The organism is Kaistella rhinocerotis (assembly GCF_030243905.1).
GTDB lineage: Bacteria > Bacteroidota > Bacteroidia > Flavobacteriales > Weeksellaceae > Kaistella > Kaistella rhinocerotis.
This window is the reverse complement of sequence record NZ_JASSYY010000001.1, coordinates 784,292-800,270: the sequence shown is the minus strand read 5'-3', so window position 1 is coordinate 800,270 and position 15,979 is coordinate 784,292. Positions and strand designations below refer to the sequence as shown.

15 protein-coding genes and 1 pseudogene are annotated in these 15,979 nt (G+C 43.4%); 8 read left to right on the top strand and 8 right to left on the bottom strand.

Annotated elements, in window-relative coordinates; all coding sequences use genetic code 11:
- Positions 1 to 10: 10 nt before the first annotated feature.
- Together QEP06_RS11665 and QEP06_RS03660 are read right to left on the bottom strand one after the other, a co-directional pair.
- A pseudogene (locus QEP06_RS11665) lies at positions 11 to 2,791 on the bottom strand (DEAD/DEAH box helicase).
- A 531-nt stretch (positions 2,792 to 3,322) separates the two neighbouring features.
- Positions 3,323 to 3,478: a hypothetical protein gene (locus QEP06_RS03660; RefSeq protein ID WP_285269381.1), complete on the bottom strand. Its 156-nt coding sequence runs from the start codon at positions 3,476 to 3,478 to the stop codon at positions 3,323 to 3,325.
- Here QEP06_RS03660 and QEP06_RS03655 point away from each other — a divergent pair.
- The 5 genes from QEP06_RS03655 to QEP06_RS03635 all read left to right on the top strand — a co-directional run bounded on the left by QEP06_RS03655 (position 3,425) and on the right by QEP06_RS03635 (position 6,205).
- Positions 3,425 to 3,907 carry a Crp/Fnr family transcriptional regulator gene (locus tag QEP06_RS03655; protein WP_285269373.1) on the top strand — a complete coding sequence of 161 codons (483 nt, stop codon included), beginning with the start codon at positions 3,425 to 3,427 and terminating at the stop codon, positions 3,905 to 3,907. The two genes, QEP06_RS03660 and QEP06_RS03655, sit on opposite strands and share 54 nt — an antisense overlap.
- 89 nt (positions 3,908 to 3,996) lie before the next feature.
- Complete coding sequence (locus QEP06_RS03650) at positions 3,997 to 4,494, top strand: GlcG/HbpS family heme-binding protein (RefSeq protein WP_285269109.1); 498 nt, start codon at positions 3,997 to 3,999, stop codon at positions 4,492 to 4,494.
- A gap of 8 nt (positions 4,495 to 4,502) precedes the next feature.
- Positions 4,503 to 4,901, top strand: a complete 399-nt coding sequence (gene uraH, locus QEP06_RS03645; RefSeq protein ID WP_285269108.1) for a hydroxyisourate hydrolase — start codon at positions 4,503 to 4,505, stop codon at positions 4,899 to 4,901.
- A gap of 140 nt (positions 4,902 to 5,041) precedes the next feature.
- Positions 5,042 to 5,809 (top strand): META domain-containing protein, encoded by a 768-nt coding sequence (locus QEP06_RS03640; RefSeq protein WP_285269107.1) that lies wholly within the window; start codon positions 5,042 to 5,044, stop codon positions 5,807 to 5,809.
- A 159-nt stretch (positions 5,810 to 5,968) separates the two neighbouring features.
- Positions 5,969 to 6,205 carry a hypothetical protein gene (locus QEP06_RS03635; protein WP_285269106.1) on the top strand — a complete coding sequence of 79 codons (237 nt, stop codon included), beginning with the start codon at positions 5,969 to 5,971 and terminating at the stop codon, positions 6,203 to 6,205.
- Between the two features lie 150 nt (positions 6,206 to 6,355).
- On the opposite strand, the gene prmA is transcribed toward QEP06_RS03635, so the two are convergent.
- The 4 genes from prmA to QEP06_RS03615 form a co-directional block, all read right to left on the bottom strand.
- Positions 6,356 to 7,183 (bottom strand): 50S ribosomal protein L11 methyltransferase, encoded by an 828-nt coding sequence (gene prmA, locus QEP06_RS03630; protein WP_285269105.1) that lies wholly within the window; start codon positions 7,181 to 7,183, stop codon positions 6,356 to 6,358.
- Between the two features lie 241 nt (positions 7,184 to 7,424).
- Entirely contained in the window at positions 7,425 to 7,982 is a 558-nt protein-coding gene (locus QEP06_RS03625; RefSeq protein ID WP_341850006.1) for a VOC family protein, read from the bottom strand.
- Positions 7,983 to 8,010: 28 nt separating this feature from the next.
- Complete coding sequence (locus tag QEP06_RS03620; protein ID WP_285269104.1) at positions 8,011 to 9,012, bottom strand: glycosyltransferase family 2 protein; 1,002 nt, start codon at positions 9,010 to 9,012, stop codon at positions 8,011 to 8,013.
- A gap of 123 nt (positions 9,013 to 9,135) precedes the next feature.
- Positions 9,136 to 10,302, bottom strand: a complete 1,167-nt coding sequence (locus QEP06_RS03615; protein WP_285269103.1) for a THUMP domain-containing class I SAM-dependent RNA methyltransferase — start codon at positions 10,300 to 10,302, stop codon at positions 9,136 to 9,138.
- A gap of 161 nt (positions 10,303 to 10,463) precedes the next feature.
- Here QEP06_RS03615 and QEP06_RS03610 point away from each other — a divergent pair, with 161 nt between their 5' ends.
- Positions 10,464 to 11,207, top strand: a complete 744-nt coding sequence (locus QEP06_RS03610) for a class I SAM-dependent methyltransferase (protein ID WP_285269102.1) — start codon at positions 10,464 to 10,466, stop codon at positions 11,205 to 11,207.
- Positions 11,208 to 11,220: 13 nt separating this feature from the next.
- Entirely contained in the window at positions 11,221 to 11,922 is a 702-nt protein-coding gene (locus QEP06_RS03605; RefSeq protein WP_251833017.1) for a ZIP family metal transporter, read from the top strand.
- A gap of 50 nt (positions 11,923 to 11,972) precedes the next feature.
- On the opposite strand, the gene QEP06_RS03600 is transcribed toward QEP06_RS03605, so the two are convergent.
- Positions 11,973 to 13,367 carry an OmpP1/FadL family transporter gene (locus QEP06_RS03600; protein WP_285269101.1) on the bottom strand — a complete coding sequence of 465 codons (1,395 nt, stop codon included), beginning with the start codon at positions 13,365 to 13,367 and terminating at the stop codon, positions 11,973 to 11,975.
- A 27-nt stretch (positions 13,368 to 13,394) separates the two neighbouring features.
- On the bottom strand, positions 13,395 to 14,345 hold the full coding sequence (locus QEP06_RS03595; RefSeq protein WP_285269100.1) for a prolyl-tRNA synthetase: 951 nt from the start codon (positions 14,343 to 14,345) through the stop codon (positions 13,395 to 13,397).
- 140 nt (positions 14,346 to 14,485) lie between these two features.
- On the opposite strand from QEP06_RS03595, the gene proS reads away from it, so the two are divergent.
- A complete protein-coding gene (gene proS / locus QEP06_RS03590; protein WP_285269099.1) occupies positions 14,486 to 15,961 on the top strand; it encodes a proline--tRNA ligase in 1,476 nt (491 codons plus the stop codon).
- Positions 15,962 to 15,979 lie beyond the last annotated feature (18 nt).

Sequence of the window (15,979 nt, the reverse complement as noted above, 5' to 3'; positions counted from 1 at the left end):
AAATATTTATTTAACCAACTTGTAATTTCGCTGCTTCTTGCCAAAGAAAATGCGGCATTTCTTTAGCCAGTGACCAAGTGATGGACATTGGCTTCGAACCTGTGAATTCAACGAAATTAACTGGGCCCAAGAATACGTAGCCACGCGTAAAAACATCAGCATCTGTTTTTGATTCGCGGACAAAAAGAAGGATAATCTTATTTCGTTCCTTCTGCTGGATATAGGATTTACCTTTCTCCGATGTGTCTGCCGTTTGATTTTGAGATTGCCAATGGAATAAAGATTCATTAATCGCATAGTCATCATACATCGTGGTAGGCGAAAAATCTTCTTCTGATTTCTTTAAGTTCACGAATAGTGCTTCACAATTAAGATCTTTGTTTTCTGCAACACCACTTACTCCGGGAAATTTCTGTCTGACAGTTGTAAGTTGCATAGCAACAAAAATTTGTTCTCGGGTATAGCGTGAATGTAATCTTAATGGGAATGCAAATAGCGCATCCTCTAAAGGAAACTCCTCATAGTTGATTTGATCTATTTTTATGGAAATAAAATCCTGAAGCTCTTTTACCATGTCTCTATTTTCGCCTATTTTTTTAATTCCTTCTTCTAAAGTCATCTCTTTGGATGCATTTTGATAAAAGTCATAGAAAACCATTGTTGCCAGTAGATTCGTATCCTCCGACTGCGGTAATTTTGCAAGTTCAAAATTTTGATGAATTAGTTCCAAGATGAATTTAAAATAACTTAACGATTCCGTAGCCATAAGTTTATTGGAAAGCATTGATTTATAATTGGCGTAATTGTGTTTATCACAAGTTTTGCGCAATGCTTCTTCCACGAGTACACTGAAGGTATAATTTTTATACACTTGTTGGAGTCGTAAATTATAAAACGCAAGGAAGTTGCTTAAGGTAAGTTCTAAATGGGTATCATGTTGAAATTTCTGGATTTTCGAGATCAATTGTCGTTTATTAATAGATGTCGCTTTCCTAATATTTTCAAGGATAAAATCTTTTGCTTTTTTCTCTAATACAATCGAACATCCTAAAGGTAAATGAGGAAAATCCTGCTCGATTTCTTTGAGAACTGTAGTATTTGTTTTGCCTATAAGCGCACGGAATTTATTTTCGAAGTCGTATTCATCCCGTGCCTGCCCCACAAAGTCTAATACCGTTAGTACATCTTTATCATCCGACAATCTTAAGCCTCTACCCAACTGCTGCAGAAAGATCGTTAAACTTTCGGTGGGTCGTAGAAACAATACCGTATCAATCTGCGGAATATCGATCCCCTCATTGAAAATATCAACCACGAAAAGATAGTTGATTTGCTTTGTGGTGAACTGATGGATAATTTCTTCCCGTTTCGATGAGTTTTCAGAAACCAAATATTCAGCATGTAATCCCGCTTCTTCAAACCTGCTTTTCATAAACTTTGCATGCTCAATACTGATGCAAAAACCAATGGCAGAAACAGTGTAAAGATCCTTCGTATAGTCATTAAGGTTTTTGATGATATCACCTACCCTGATATCACTAGATGTGTACATTTGGGTAAGCTCGGTAGAATCATATTTTCCATTACTCCACTTAATGCGTGAATAATCTATGGAATCTGATATTCCAAAATACTGGAAAGGACAAAGAAGTTTGTTGTTCAGTGCATCAGGAAGGCGAATTTCGGCAGCAATCTTATTATTAAAGTCCGGCAGAATACTTTTGCCATCCATTCGTTCCGGAGTAGCAGTAAGGCCTAAAAGTATTTTTGGAGTAAAATAATTAATGACCTTCTGATAGGTCCTGGCTTGCCCATGATGCGCTTCATCCAAAATTATGTAATCGAAGTAGTCCTTGGGACTTTAGGTGGCGAAATCTAGATTACTTAAAGATTGAACGGTGGCAAAAACCGCATTTTTGTATTTCGGTTCATATCCATTCCCATATAGTTCCCCGAAATTTTGGTCTTTTAGAACATTTCTAAAAGTGTGGAGCGACTGCTTTAAAATTTCAATTCTGTGTGCAATAAATAAAAACTTTGCAGTGGAATCTTCTGCCAGAAACTTCTTGAAATCAAAGGCGGCAATCATGGTTTTACCAGTTCCTGTTGCAGCTACAATAAGATTTCTATAAGAATTATGTACGTTTCTTTCGACTTTTAGTTTTTCTAGGATTTCTGATTGATAGTGATAAGGCTTTAAATCAAAAAATCTTACAGCTTCCAGTGTCGCTTTGCCCATTTTATTATTCTGCAGCGCATCATCCAGGACTTTTAATTTCAATTCATCATATAATTCAAACTCTGCATTGTTCCAATAAGATTCAAAAGTCTTTTGGAATTTATCAATGATGTGTGGAATCTCTTTGGTAGTCACTTTGACATTCCACTCCAATCCATCAGTCAATGCAGAACGAGAAAAGTTCGAAGATCCAATATAGCCGGTATGGAAACCGGAATTTCTGAAGAACAAATAGGCTTTTGCGTGCAAACGCTCATTTGAATTGTTATACGAAACCTTTACCTCCGTATTAGGAAGCTTACTGAGCTCATGGATCGCTTTGGCGTCGGTTGCACCCATATAAGTCGTAGTAATGATACGGAGCTTGCCGCCGCTGCTGGTAAACTCCTGGAACGCATCACGCAGGATGACTATTGCTTTCCACTTAATGAAGGAAACCAGCAAATCGATTCTATCAGAAGAGCGAATTTCCTTTTTTAGTTCAGCATCCAGCGACAAACCGACGTTTCCCCCAGTGAACAGTTCGCTTTGGGTCAACCTTGTTAATGGCATGATCTCGCTTAAATGCAACTTGACATCGGTATACTTAGAATTTAATTTGTCCAGAACTCCCTCCAGGATCAATCCTTCGGCATAGACCAAATCATCCGCAAATTCGTACTGGGAAATTTCCTGCGTTAGATACTTAAGAATATTGTTGGTAATTTTAATTTGCTTAGCAACTAATAGGTCCTTCTTTTCAGCCTTGATTAATTTAAGCGCACTACTAATTGCCGCTCCTAGGTGCAGCGCTAGGAAATGCACTGCTTCGTCCGCATCTAATTTCTTTTGGTCTGCTACATAAAATTCATTTCTATCAATATTATTGAGACGGTTCTTTAAGGCATCAGTAATGAGGCTTTCATAAATTCCTAAATTCATCATTTGCGCTGTGCATTTTTAATAAGCGTGAAGAAAAACAACGTTCCATTTACGCCATCCGTGAGTGATCTTATATTCTACAATGATAATAAATCATTTCACAATGCAACAATTATTTCTTTAGGTAGGCTTTCATATAAATACCTTATTTTTCGCACAACTTTATTTTCCTTCTGCATGTACGAAACCCTGAAACACTTTATCCTCACGCGAAAGCCTACCGATGATGATGCGCTGCAGCGCATCTTTGCGTGTTTCAGTCCAGTGAAGACGGCACGGCGCGAGATTTTGCTGGACCGGAACCAGGTGTGCCGGCATTATTACTTTATTAATTCGGGCTCTATGCGCATCTTTACCACAGATCAGGAGGGGAATGAGAGTTCGCGTTACTTCGCCTTTGAGGGAAACTTCATCACCGCGCTGCCCAGCTTTATAGACCAGCTGCCTGCCGATGAATACCTGCAGAGTATTGAGCCCTCGGATCTGCTGCGCATTGGCCGCGCCGATTTCTACGAACTGGTGGCCACCGAGCCTGCTTTTGCGGCCATCTACACTGAAATCCTGGAACTGGGATTCATTAACGCACAGAAAAGAATCTACGGTTTCCAAAGTTTTGATGCCGAAGAAAAGGTAAAATGGGTGATCCGTCACCAGCCTTTGCTGCTGCAGCGCCTGTCCAACAAAATGGCGGCTACCTATCTGGGACTTTCACCCTCTACCCTGAGCCGGATTAAATCCAGACTTTAAGGAAAACGTTGACCTGGAGCAACATTTTCTACGTAACGGCAAATTACCTTTGCTGAAATTTAAGTATGAAAATGTACCTGCCCTTCCTGATGCTGCTGTCGACACTGGCTTTGGCACAAGGCAACTCGGATAAGAACCCCAAACCGCTTTCCACTTTGGTAAAGTCGGCGGACCATCTGACTTTAGAGGCAGCGCTGGAACTGGCAAAGAACAGTACTGAAAAGGCTGCGCAATTGGATAAGCAGGTCTCCATAGCGGTGCTGGACGCCTCTGGTAACGTTATCCTGCTTATGCGCGGCGACGGTGTAGGTCCACACAATACCGAGGCCGCCCGGCGCAAGGCCTACACGGCAGTATCTACGAAAACAAATACGCTTACACTCCTGAGGAACGCCGCAGCCAACGCCGATACCCATAACCTGAATACCCTGCCCGAGCTCCTGCTCCTGAGTGGCGGTGTACCCATTTGGTACGGCGGTAATGTAATAGGCAGCCTAGGTGTGGCAGGTGGCGGCAGCCCCGAAAATGAGGATGCGATCGCGCGTGCTGCCGCTATTCCGGAGAAAGGAATCTTAACATCTAAATAATGATCAATATGAAAAAAATGTTTTTTACTGCCGTCCTTGCCGTCCTGTCGGTTTTCGCTTTCGGCCAGACCTACAGCCATCAGCTTTCCAGTCACATTCTGGATGTCTCGCGCGGCACTCCTGCCAGCGGTGTAAAGATCCGCCTTGAAAAGCAGGTGGCCGGAACCTGGACTTTTGTGGATGAAAAAACCACCGATGCCAACGGCCGGATTACGGATTTCCTGCCGGGAAATAAAGCCAACGGCATCTTTAAACTGACCTATCTGGTGAGCGATTACTTCAAAAAGAACAATACAGAAAGCTTTTACCCTTTTATTGAGGTGGTTTTCCAGATCCGCGATGAGCAACACTATCATGTTCCCATTACACTTTCGGCCTACGGTTATTCCACTTACAGAGGAAATTAAGGAAGGTAGCAGAGGTTGGCTGCCGCTTTCTGACCGTTGGGTTTACAAACCGTTTTCAAACTTTAATATCATTCTAATTGGGGCCTCAGGCACGTTCGGCACGGTATTCTGATGAATGCAATTATTTAAAATTATACCATATGAAATTACTGATGACAGCGGTGCTGACAGCTATTGTAACAAGCTGTACGCCTATGCAGAATGAAAAAACCGAAGTTTCAAATACGGTAAATAAAACGTGGGAACTTGTCTCCCTGGACGGTCAGCAGGTGAATGCCACGTTACCGGTTTATATTACCCTGGACGGAAATAATAAAGTGAGCGGTAAAACAGGCTGCAACACCCTGACGGGAAATTATTCCATCACCAACGGAACACAGATAAGATTCTCCCAATTGGCAAGTTCGCGCATGATGTGTGCACCTGCTGACATGAATATTGAAAAAGATGTCCTTGATGTACTGAACACTGCAGACAACTTTACGCTGAGTGACGGGAAACTGATGCTGAATGTGGGTAGAAGGGCCCCATTGGCCGTGTTTGCGGAAATGAGCACCAATCCCGTTCTTAATAAATACTGGAAACTGACCGTTCTGGACGGTAAGCCTGTGACCATGGAGGCGGCCCAGGAACGTGAGGCGCATTTTATCCTGAGAAGCGACGGCAGCCTCAGCGGTTTTGGTGGGTGCAACGGCTTCAGCGGTTCTTATGAGCTAAAAGACAACAACAGGATTATATTCAATGAAAATATGGCCGTCACCATGAGGGCCTGCACGGAACTCAAAATGGATGAGCGCGCCTATCTGAATGTATTTCATAACGCGGACAGTTACACCCTGAACGGAGATACCTTACACCTTAAGAAAGGCAACAGCGCGCTGGCTGTTTTTGAGGCTGTTTATTTCTGAGTAACCGTGGCGTAAAAGGCGTTTTCATTAAATAATGACAGTACAGGCAAGCACTGTTCTCCGCATAAATTGCGGAGAATGGTGCTTTTTTTCGCCGCATCATCCAAAATCTGAAATCGCCCGGCCGTAATTCAATAATTTTGCTTTAAATGTTAACTTTTGGTACAGCCCATTCAAATTTTTGATGCGAAGAATATTTTTGATTATATAGAAATCAAACATCCGTATCATCCGAAGAATCTGGCATTTATAATTCTGAGAAATGGCCTGGTGGTTTATCATGAAAATGTAGACAGGATAGAACTTAGCGGAAATCACGTGGCGCTTATTGATTCGCGGCGGGTGTACGAAATCTTGGAGATCAGTGAGGATCTGGAACTTCAGCGCATCCCTTAATTTCCTTCGGGCTATCTGCAATATAAGTCCAATATAAGTCCAATAAAACTCCAATAGCCTATTGGAGTTTTAATACAGTTACATTAAAGTTTCATTGAATTTAAACCTAATCAGGCCGCAAGAATCCATTCGTTAAAATCCTACGCGAGTTTACTTCTCAAGCCACAGCGACACCCATTCTTCCCTCTGAAGCTGCCTTTTCAGATTAAGATTCTGTTGCGTGCAAACTTCCATGATGTCCGCTACATCAAAAAAGCAAAGCCCTGAAAGCAGCAGGCTGCCGCCATCGTTCAGTACCGAAACGTATGTTGGGATATCCGAAATAAGGATATTGCGGTTGATGTTGGCCAGAATGATGTCAAAGTTTTCACCGCCCAGATTATCCGCCGTTCCCTGCGAAATTTCGAGTTCGACGTTGTTGCGTGCCGCGTTTTCTTTTGAATTTTCCACAGACCATTCGTCAATATCGATCGCCACGGTTTTGCCGGCACCTTTCTGTTTCGCGAAAATGGCAAGTACAGAAGTTCCGCAGCCCATATCGAGCACGGTTTTTCCGTCAAAATCCATGTCGAGCATCTGCTGGATCATCAGGTAAGTGGTGGCGTGATGTCCGGTGCCGAAAGACATTTTCGGCTGTATGATGATTTCGTGCGGCAGATTTTGGTTCGGGTGAAATTCTGCGCGGATGGAAACCTGATTTTCGACGTTGATCGGATCAAAGTTTTTTTCCCACTCCTCATTCCAGTTGATGTTCGGCATTTCGCTGTACGTGTAGCTGATCTCCACTTCCGGATGGGTGAGCAGACTCACGTTTTGCAGACTGCTTTCGGTGAACAGATCCTTCTGAATATAACCCAGGATGCCATCGTGTTCCTCCGTAAAACTGTCGAATCCGACTTCGATGAGTTCTGCCATCAGGATTTCATTCCAGGGTTGTAGAGGTTCTATTTTAAATGTAAATTCAAGATAAGTCTGCATACGTTATGTTATTTAAAATTAATTTATCTGGGCGCCTCTTCCGGCTTTCGCTACTCGTTTCCCGCGCCCTGCCGGTCGCGGGAGAGCTCAGACAGGCCGCTCAATCCGGGGCGCGGTGAATCGCCGTTTTCATAGTGTGCAAAAGCAACAGGGATTTTTCCTTCCGATCTTTGTTTCCTGGGTTTCGCTCTTCACTTTCATTTAATGCGCTGAATATCAGGTGTGTTTCGGTCATTCAGTGTCATTCAGGTTTTTGCTCCTTTGTCGTCTCACTGCTTACCTTCGTTGACACGGTGTCAATGGGCTCCCAAAGTTCAATTTTGTTTCCTTCTTCGTCCATGATGTGCACGAACTTTCCGTAATCATAAGTCTCAATCTGGTCAAGGACAGTCACCCCATTTTTTTTGAGTTTTGCTACAAGGCCTTCGATGTTCTGCACGCGGTAGTTGATCATAAACTCCTTTTTTGAGGGTGAAAAATAATCACTTCCCTGTGCGAAAGGGCTCCATTGCAAATAATTGATTTCTTCCGGTTTTTCTAAATTTCTGGATTTAAAGCTTGAACCGTATTGGTTCACCTCCAGTCCGAGATTTTCTGAGTACCATTCTCTCGTCTTACCGGGGTTTTCAGAGAAGAAGAAAATTCCCCCAATTCCGGTCACTTTTGGTGTGGTGTCTGCCTGCGGAAGCGACCCTTCAGAACTATTGTTTTCTGCTGCCATATCTTTTGTTTTGTTGGTTATCGATCTGCAACCTGTCAGCGTTGCTAAAATGGTAACCGAAATTATTAAATTTTTCATCGTTAATCATTTTTGTGCTATCGCAAAATCAGGATTTGTGGAAATGATTGGGGAATGCCTCCTCCGGTCTCTTACGGAATATATTGAGTAAAATCCACGATTTCAGAAAACCGTACCCATATGAAAACATCTGGATGTAAGTGGAAATGACCGCGAAGGACGCAATGCTGATGTTGCGCGTTTTGTACATCGCATGGAAGAAAACCAACAACGTATAAACACCGTAAAAGCCGAGTATGAGGCCTTTTTGGAGGATGAAGTATTCGATGAAACCCATCACATAACCAAGCAGGAAGAAGGTGGGAAACGCGAAAGAAAGTTTTACATATTCGGGGTGCCGCTGGTTCAGGATCGGGCGCGCACAGCCAAACTGATAGACCTGTTTGGAGAATTTCCCGAAATCTACACGCCGCTTGTGATAGACACCGATATCATCAAAATACGCAGTGCTGAAGCCATTTTCCCACAATGTCATCGACAGATCGGGATCTTCGCCGACGCGCATCTCCGAGAAACCACCCACTTTTTCAAATGCAGCTTTCCGTACGCCCATGTTGAAACTCCGCGGCTGAAATTTACTCACGGATTTTTTGTTGCCGCGGATGCCGCCTGTCGTGAAAACCGAAGTCATCGAGTAGGAGATGGCTTTCTGCATCAGATTAAAACCTTTATGCGCTTTATCTGCACCACCAAACGCATCGCAGTCTGATTTTTCAATATTTTTTTTGATGTTTTCAATGTAGTCTGTCTCCACGATCACGTCTGAATCCACGAAAACGAGCCATTCGTTTTTTGCACGACGTGCGCCGTAATTTCGCGAAAGTCCCGGACCGGTATTTTCTTTCCGGAAAAACTGTATCTGCAGCGTTTCATCGAAAATCGCGACCGTCGGCCTGAGGTCGATCATCGATCCATCGTCCACAATGATGATTTCGAAATCTTGGTCGGTTTGCTTCGTAAGTGACGCCAGCAGCTCGAAAAGTTCGTCTTTGCGGTTGTAGATGGCGATGATGAGGGAGAGAGAAGGCAATTCGTTAATTTGAAATTTTGAAAATGGGTTAACTTGAAAATGTAGCAATTTACCATTTTAACCATGGAAGTTTACTTGTGAAAATTGCTACATTGCTAAATTGCTACATTGCTGCATTATTAATTATTGATTGTTTTCCAGTTTATGCACTTTCTTCGTGCCTTCATACATTTCAAACTGCAGGAACCGGCATTCCAGTTTTCCGTTGAAAAGTTTAATTCTGCGTGAAGGCCTTAAACCTACTTTTTTAGCCGCATCCAAATCTGAAGAGATGAACCAGGCCAGCGTATTCGGATAGCTTTTCTTGAACGTGTCTCCTATTTTCTTATAAAATTCATCGTCGGTGATTTCAATTCTTTCATCGTAGGGCGGATTAAAAACCATAAGCAGCGGGAAAAGCTCTTTTTTAGACTCGAAGAAATCCTGTCTTTTAATCTCTATCACATCTTCCATTTCGGCTGCTTCCACATTGAGGTGCGCCGCATTCAGCATTTGCGAATCCAAATCGTAACCTACGATCTTGCCTGTGAATTCTTTGATGCGGTTGATCCGTACTTCTTTTATTTTCTGGAACAGTTCCGCATCGTAATTTTTCCAGTTTTGGAATGCAAATTTCTTACGGAAAATCTGCGCCGGCAGATCCATTGCGATCATCGCGGCTTCGATCAGCAGGGTTCCGGAGCCGCACATGGGATCCAGGAAATTACCTTTACCGTCCCAACCTGCGAGCTGCAGCATGCCGCTGGCTAAAACTTCATTGATCGGCGCTTCACCCTGTTCGCGGCGGTAACCCCGTTTGAACAGCGCGTCGCCGGAAGCGTCGAGCGATACCGTTACCAATTCCCGGTCGATATGCAGGTGGAATTTGATGTCCGGATCCGTGGTATCAACGTTGGGTCTTTTGCGGTGATGGAATTTAAAATAATCGACGACAGCATCTTTCATTTTCTGCGACATGAACTGCGAATGTCTGAATCTTTCGGAATAAACCGTTGCATCAATTGCGAAACTTTGGTCCACACTCATGTAATCGTCCCACGGAAAGGCAAACAGCTTGTCATAAAAACGGCTTTCGTCCCAGGCTTTGAAAGTCAGCACCGGCACCAAAATCTTGAGCGCTGTACGTGCAGAATAATTGATTTTATAAAGGAAACCCAGGTCACCCTCACAGTTTACCGCGCGGTTTTTGATCTCGACATTGGTGCCGCCTAATTTTTTTATCTCTTCAGCCAATACCGGCTCCAGGCCGAAAAATGTTTTGATCTGTATTTTTAAATTTTGTGTGTCCATTATTTTATTTGCTGGGTTTATGCTGAACAGGCTGTGTGTTAGATAATTAGCCGGAAGAGCTTCCTTTCGGTTCTTTAGAAATTATTGTTGGGCGGGTTTGCAGAAGTCTCAAACACGCGTATTCGTAGTTCAGGATTTGCAAAAATAGTTATTTTTGCAGAATGGCATGGTTTCAAACATGGTTTAATACCCCTTATTATCACATTCTTTACAGCGACCGGAATTACGAAGAGGCAGAACATTTCATTACCTTACTTGTTCAGGATCTGAATATGCAGGCGGGTTCCAAAATCATTGATCTGGCGTGTGGCAAAGGCCGGCATTCGGTTTTTCTGAATAAAAAAGGCTTCGATGTGCTCGGTCTCGATCTTTCCGAAGAAAGCATTAAACACAATAGAAAGTCGGAGAATAATACATTAAAGTTTAAGGTGCATGACATGCGAAACGAGATTTTCCCGGATGTGAGCGCGCAAAAAGTGGATGCCGTTTTCAACCTTTTCACCAGTTTCGGATATTTTGACAGCCCGGAGGAGGACCGGAAGATCTTTCAGTCGATAAATAATGTGCTGTTGCCCGGCGGTTTTTTTGTGCTTGATTTCCTGAATGAGAAATGGGTGAAAAATACACTGGTACCGGAAGAAAAGCTCGTAAAGCAGGGTATTGAGTTTAAGATTAAGAAAAAAATTGAAAACCAATTTGTTATTAAAGACATTCACTTTACAGCAGAAGATAAGGAGCATCATTACTATGAGCGCGTCAAGCTGCATTCACCGGAAACAATCAAGGAATATGCTGCCGAATTGGGTCTGGAAACCGTGAAAACGTACGGTGATTATTCGCTCGGCGAATATGATGCGGAGACTTCGCCGCGCTGCATAAGTGTATTCCGAAAAGTCACTAACTAAACAGAAAAATTTTATGTTGCCGATAATAATCCTGCTGGTTCTTAGTGTCGTCATTGGCGTTTTTTTGGGAAAGTTCTTTGGGTCTCAGCAGAAGTTCGCCAAGAACCTGCTCATCCTGAGTGCCGGTTTCCTTATAACAGTATGTCTCAATGAAGTTTTCCCGGAGATCTACACAAGCGACATCAAAAATATCGGCCTGTTTGTGATCGCGGGTGTACTGCTCCAGATGCTGCTAGAAAATCTTACCAAAGGTTTTGAGCATGGGCATTTTCATCACCACCACGAGCAAAAGAACATCCTGCCGCTGGCACTGATGCTCGGAATGTTTGTGCACGCTTTTCTTGAAGGGATTCCGCTGGCAAACGAAACAGATGTTTTTAGTCCGTATCTGATGGGAATCCTTTTCCACAACCTGCCGATTTCATTCGTTTTGGGCGCATTCCTGTCGCAGAAAAAAATGCAGTTTTCGACTTCTTCACTACTGATCATCGGCATTTTTGCAATCGCTTCGCCACTCGGTCTGATGCTTGGGAATTTCTTTAATCCGGCCTATAAAGTGTACTTTCTGGCGCTTGTTGGCGGCATTTTTCTGCATATTTCATCGGTGATCATCTTTGAGAGCAACAAGAACCACAACATTGATTATGTAAAAATCCTGATGGTGATCTGCGGTGTGGCTCTGGGGATGTTCGGTCATCTCTTTCACGCACATTAAAAAAAGCTCCGGATAATTCCGAAGCTTTGATTGATATGTGAAGTCTATTCTTAAAACTTCCAGCCCAAAGTTACGAAGAAGTTATTCTGCGTACTTTCAACATCTGAAACGAGATAGTTGGAAGAATTAAGGGCTGTATTACCTGAATAATATCCAGTTCCTGCAGTTTGTGAACCGTACAGGAATGGATTTGAATAGTCTGAATTAACATATTGATATGCAGCATCGATATAAAACGATCTGAAATCATAACCGATACCTGCGCCAACTGTATTTCTGCTGCTGATAAACATATTATCAAATGATCTGTTCGCACCGCTTCCGGCATTATCAAAAGCACTTATGGAAACCGAATCGAAAGGACTTGCAGCATAACCATAACCTGCGCGCAATCTGAAGGCATCAAGTCTGTATTCGGCACCGATTTTTACTTCTGAGTTGCTGGTGTAGCTGTCTGAAAAGAAATCATTAAGAACCGTTTCCGCCTCGCCGTACACTTTATACTTAGGTTTTGTGAGCCCAAGTGAATAATCTACGTTAACCGAAAAGTTCTTATTGGCTACATATGCGGCACTCAGCGTTGCTTTCAGCGGTGAGGAAAGTTTGCGGTCTTCAAAATAAGATCCGTATGTGGAAATAGGGTAGGAATTATAGATACGCTCAATATTCCACCAGGTAGGTGTTTCCACTGCTGCACCCACTCGGAAATTCGGATTGATCTTTCCAATCACACCCACAGACGCAGAAAAACCGCTGGCAGATTCAGAAAAAGGCGTGTACTGCTTGTCGAAATATTCTACAGAGCCTGTTGGGCTTGTGAACGCTGCTGAATCGAACTGGTCTAAGATCGAGTTCTGGAAATTCACTCCAACGCCGACATAAATTCTGTTATCATAGTTTCCTCCTACCGCGATGCCGGTTTTGTTCAGATTTCCATAGCGGTTGTACGCGTGACCTGCAAATCCAAAATTTTGCACATTCTGGTCATCATCCACATACTCCAATGACACGTTACTGTTTCCCGGAGTTTCGGTATAATCGTCAAGTGAGCGGTTGGAGTACGATACACCAACGTTTACAAATTTCCAGTTGGAAGATGAAACCGGAAATACCGCGATTCCGCCGGAATTGGTAATGTCTGTATTGTTTGTTTTATACTCCACAGACTGGTTATTCAGCCGTGAAACATTATTCTGTGACTGTATACCCAAAGTAGCCGAGAAATCGTTAGCAATGCTGACACCGATGCCGGCAGGGTTTGAATTGATTACCGAATACTCACCGCCTAAGGCGCCCATCGAGCCTGCCATAGCGTTGTATTTAGCTGAACCCTGAAAAGAGGAGTTCGAATATACATCGGCTGTATTCTTTATCGTGGAGACATCCTGTGCGCTCATCAGATAAGCTGCAGCAAGGGACGTGACCATCAATGTTTTTCTGATCATTATTAGATTTAAATATTTAAATTAAAATTATCTTCTGAAACCACCCGATGAGCGTGTACTGCCGGAGGTAGCGCCACCACTGAAGCCGCCTCTGCTGCCACCGGAACGGAAGCCGCCATCGCTGCCACTGTTGCTTCTGAACCTGGGTTCGTTGTAGGTAGGAGTCGTCTGGCGTGGCGTACTCTGCCTCGGAGACATCTCACGCGTGTTGTTCTGGAAATCGCGCTGTCTCGGCTGCGTCTGATTCCGGAAGCCACTGTTTTCTGAACTTCTTGGCGCTGTCCCGTTGCGGAACCCAGCGCTGTTGTTCGTGTTTCTCAGACTGTTGCTAGAGGTACGGATGTTTCTGAATCCGTTGTCGGTGCCGCTCCTTCTGTTCGTGAAGCCGCCTTGATAAGTATTATACCCATTTCCATATCCATATCCGTAAGGATTGTACATGTAGTAAGGACTGTAGCCGTAATACGGGTGATAGTAGTCGTAGAAACCGCCGTAGTAGCTGTACCATGGATTATATCCGAATCCCCACGGATTATAATATCCGCCGTAGCCCCATGGGCTGTAATATCCGCCGAATCCCCAGGGTGAGCCCCAACCAAAAGTCATTCCCAAGCCGAAACCACTGTAATAACCGTATGGGTATCCCCAGTTATCGCTGTAATACGTGTTTGTTCCTGCGTAGGTTCCCCAGTCTGAGCCCTGCGCTTCGCGCCAGCTTTCATTTCGGTTCTCCGTGTTGAGGTAAACGTTTTGGTCCTCATTAGCCTGATAGTTATAATAATCGCCAACTCTATTGCTGTTGGGGGTCATAGACCCTTCAGGAAGTGTGTCACGGTTTGGGTCATAATAGACCCCGTCTGTTTCTGTATAGCCACCTGTCTGGATGACACAGGAGGTTAACACAAAACTTCCCGCAAGCATCAAAACAACTTTAGATTTTAATGCCTGCAGGATATTTTTATAAGTAATTTTTTCCATGATAGGTGAAAAGTTTTAAATTGAATTATATTTGCAATTCATACCAAAATAATACTGCCGAAAGTTTTATTATGGCTTGAAACCACTGTGAATATTAGATATAGCAAATCTGCAAAAGTTAAATCAAAGATAGATAAAAAATGGCAAAACTTACTTCGCGCGCCGAAGATTACAGCAAATGGTACAATGAACTCGTAGTAAAAGCTGACCTGGCTGAAAATTCGGGTGTTCGCGGCTGCATGGTGATCAAACCTTATGGCTATGCGATCTGGGAAAAAATGAGAGATGAGATGGACCGAAGGTTTAAAGAAACCGGCCACGAAAATGCTTACTTCCCGATATTCATACCCAAGAGTCTGTTCGAAGCTGAAGAGAAGAATGCCGAAGGTTTTGCCAAAGAATGCGCCGTAGTGACGCATTACCGTCTGAAAACCGATCCGGACGATCCGAAAAAACTCGTTGTAGATCCGGAAGCGAAACTTGAAGAGGAGCTCATCGTAAGACCAACTTCTGAAGCTATCATCTGGAATACTTATAAAAACTGGATACAATCTTACCGTGATTTACCGATTCTGATTAATCAATGGGCAAATGTAGTTCGTTGGGAAATGCGTACGCGTTTATTCCTCCGTACAGCTGAATTCCTTTGGCAGGAAGGTCACACCGCACACGCCACGAAAGAAGAAGCCATCGAGGAATCTGAAAAAATGCTTGAAGTATATGCAGATTTTGCCGAAAAGTTCATGGCCATTCCGGTGATCCGCGGACTCAAAACTGAAAGCGAAAGGTTTGCCGGTGCAGATGAGACTTATTGCATCGAGGCTTTGATGCAGGACGGAAAAGCTTTGCAGGCGGGTACTTCGCACTTCCTGGGACAGAATTTTGGGAAAGCATTTGATGTGAAATTCACCAATCGCGAAGGAAAGATCGAGCACGCATGGGGAACTTCGTGGGGAACTTCAACACGTCTGATGGGTGCTTTGATCATGACGCATTCTGATGATTTTGGGCTTGTATTGCCACCGTCATTAGCACCGATTCAGGTGGTGATTGTACCGATCTTTAAAGGTGAAGAACAGCTAAAACAGATTGATGAGGTTGCTTTTGATATCCAGCAAAAACTCAAAGCAAAAGGAATTTCTGTTAAATACGATAACCGTACAGAAAACAAACCGGGCTGGAAATTTGCCGAGTATGAACTTAAAGGTGTACCGGTACGTATCGCGCTTGGTGCGCGCGACCTTGAAAACCGCACCGTAGAAATCGCTCGCCGCGACAATCTTACAAAGGAAACCATCGCGCTCGAAGGGCTTGATTCTTATATCGAAGATTTGCTGAAAACAATTCAGCATGATATATATAACAAAGCACTCGATTATCGCGATTCCCACATTACGAAAGTGGACAGCTACGAAGAATTCAAAAAAGTTCTTGAAGAAAAGGGTGGTTTCATTTTCGCACATTGGGACGGAACAGCAGAAGAGGAAGAACAGATTAAGAACGAAACAAAAGCCACGATACGCTGCATACCATTGGATAATGAGCTTGAAGAGGGAGTTTCAATGGTTACAGGTAAACCTTCAGCGCAGCGCGTAATATTTGCAAAAGCATATTAGAAGATATACTTACAGCCG

What these genes read in the sequence shown, in the direction of transcription:
- QEP06_RS03610 (WP_285269102.1), top strand. Translation starts at nt 10,464, where the DNA reads ATGGCATGGTTTCAAACATGGTTTAATACCCCTTATTATCACATTCTT.
- QEP06_RS03660 (WP_285269381.1), bottom strand. Translation starts at nt 3,478, where the DNA reads ATGCCGGCACACCTGGTTCCGGTCCAGCAAAATCTCGCGCCGTGCCGT.
- QEP06_RS03640 (WP_285269107.1), top strand. Translation starts at nt 5,042, where the DNA reads ATGAAATTACTGATGACAGCGGTGCTGACAGCTATTGTAACAAGCTGT.
- QEP06_RS03595 (WP_285269100.1), bottom strand. Translation starts at nt 14,345, where the DNA reads ATGGAAAAAATTACTTATAAAAATATCCTGCAGGCATTAAAATCTAAA.
- QEP06_RS03600 (WP_285269101.1), bottom strand. Translation starts at nt 13,367, where the DNA reads ATGATCAGAAAAACATTGATGGTCACGTCCCTTGCTGCAGCTTATCTG.
- QEP06_RS03650 (WP_285269109.1), top strand. Translation starts at nt 3,997, where the DNA reads ATGCTGCTGTCGACACTGGCTTTGGCACAAGGCAACTCGGATAAGAAC.
- uraH (WP_285269108.1), top strand. Translation starts at nt 4,503, where the DNA reads ATGAAAAAAATGTTTTTTACTGCCGTCCTTGCCGTCCTGTCGGTTTTC.
- prmA (WP_285269105.1), bottom strand. Translation starts at nt 7,183, where the DNA reads ATGCAGACTTATCTTGAATTTACATTTAAAATAGAACCTCTACAACCC.
- QEP06_RS03625 (WP_341850006.1), bottom strand. Translation starts at nt 7,982, where the DNA reads ATGAAAAATTTAATAATTTCGGTTACCATTTTAGCAACGCTGACAGGT.
- QEP06_RS03605 (WP_251833017.1), top strand. Translation starts at nt 11,221, where the DNA reads ATGTTGCCGATAATAATCCTGCTGGTTCTTAGTGTCGTCATTGGCGTT.
- proS (WP_285269099.1), top strand. Translation starts at nt 14,486, where the DNA reads ATGGCAAAACTTACTTCGCGCGCCGAAGATTACAGCAAATGGTACAAT.
- QEP06_RS03615 (WP_285269103.1), bottom strand. Translation starts at nt 10,302, where the DNA reads ATGGACACACAAAATTTAAAAATACAGATCAAAACATTTTTCGGCCTG.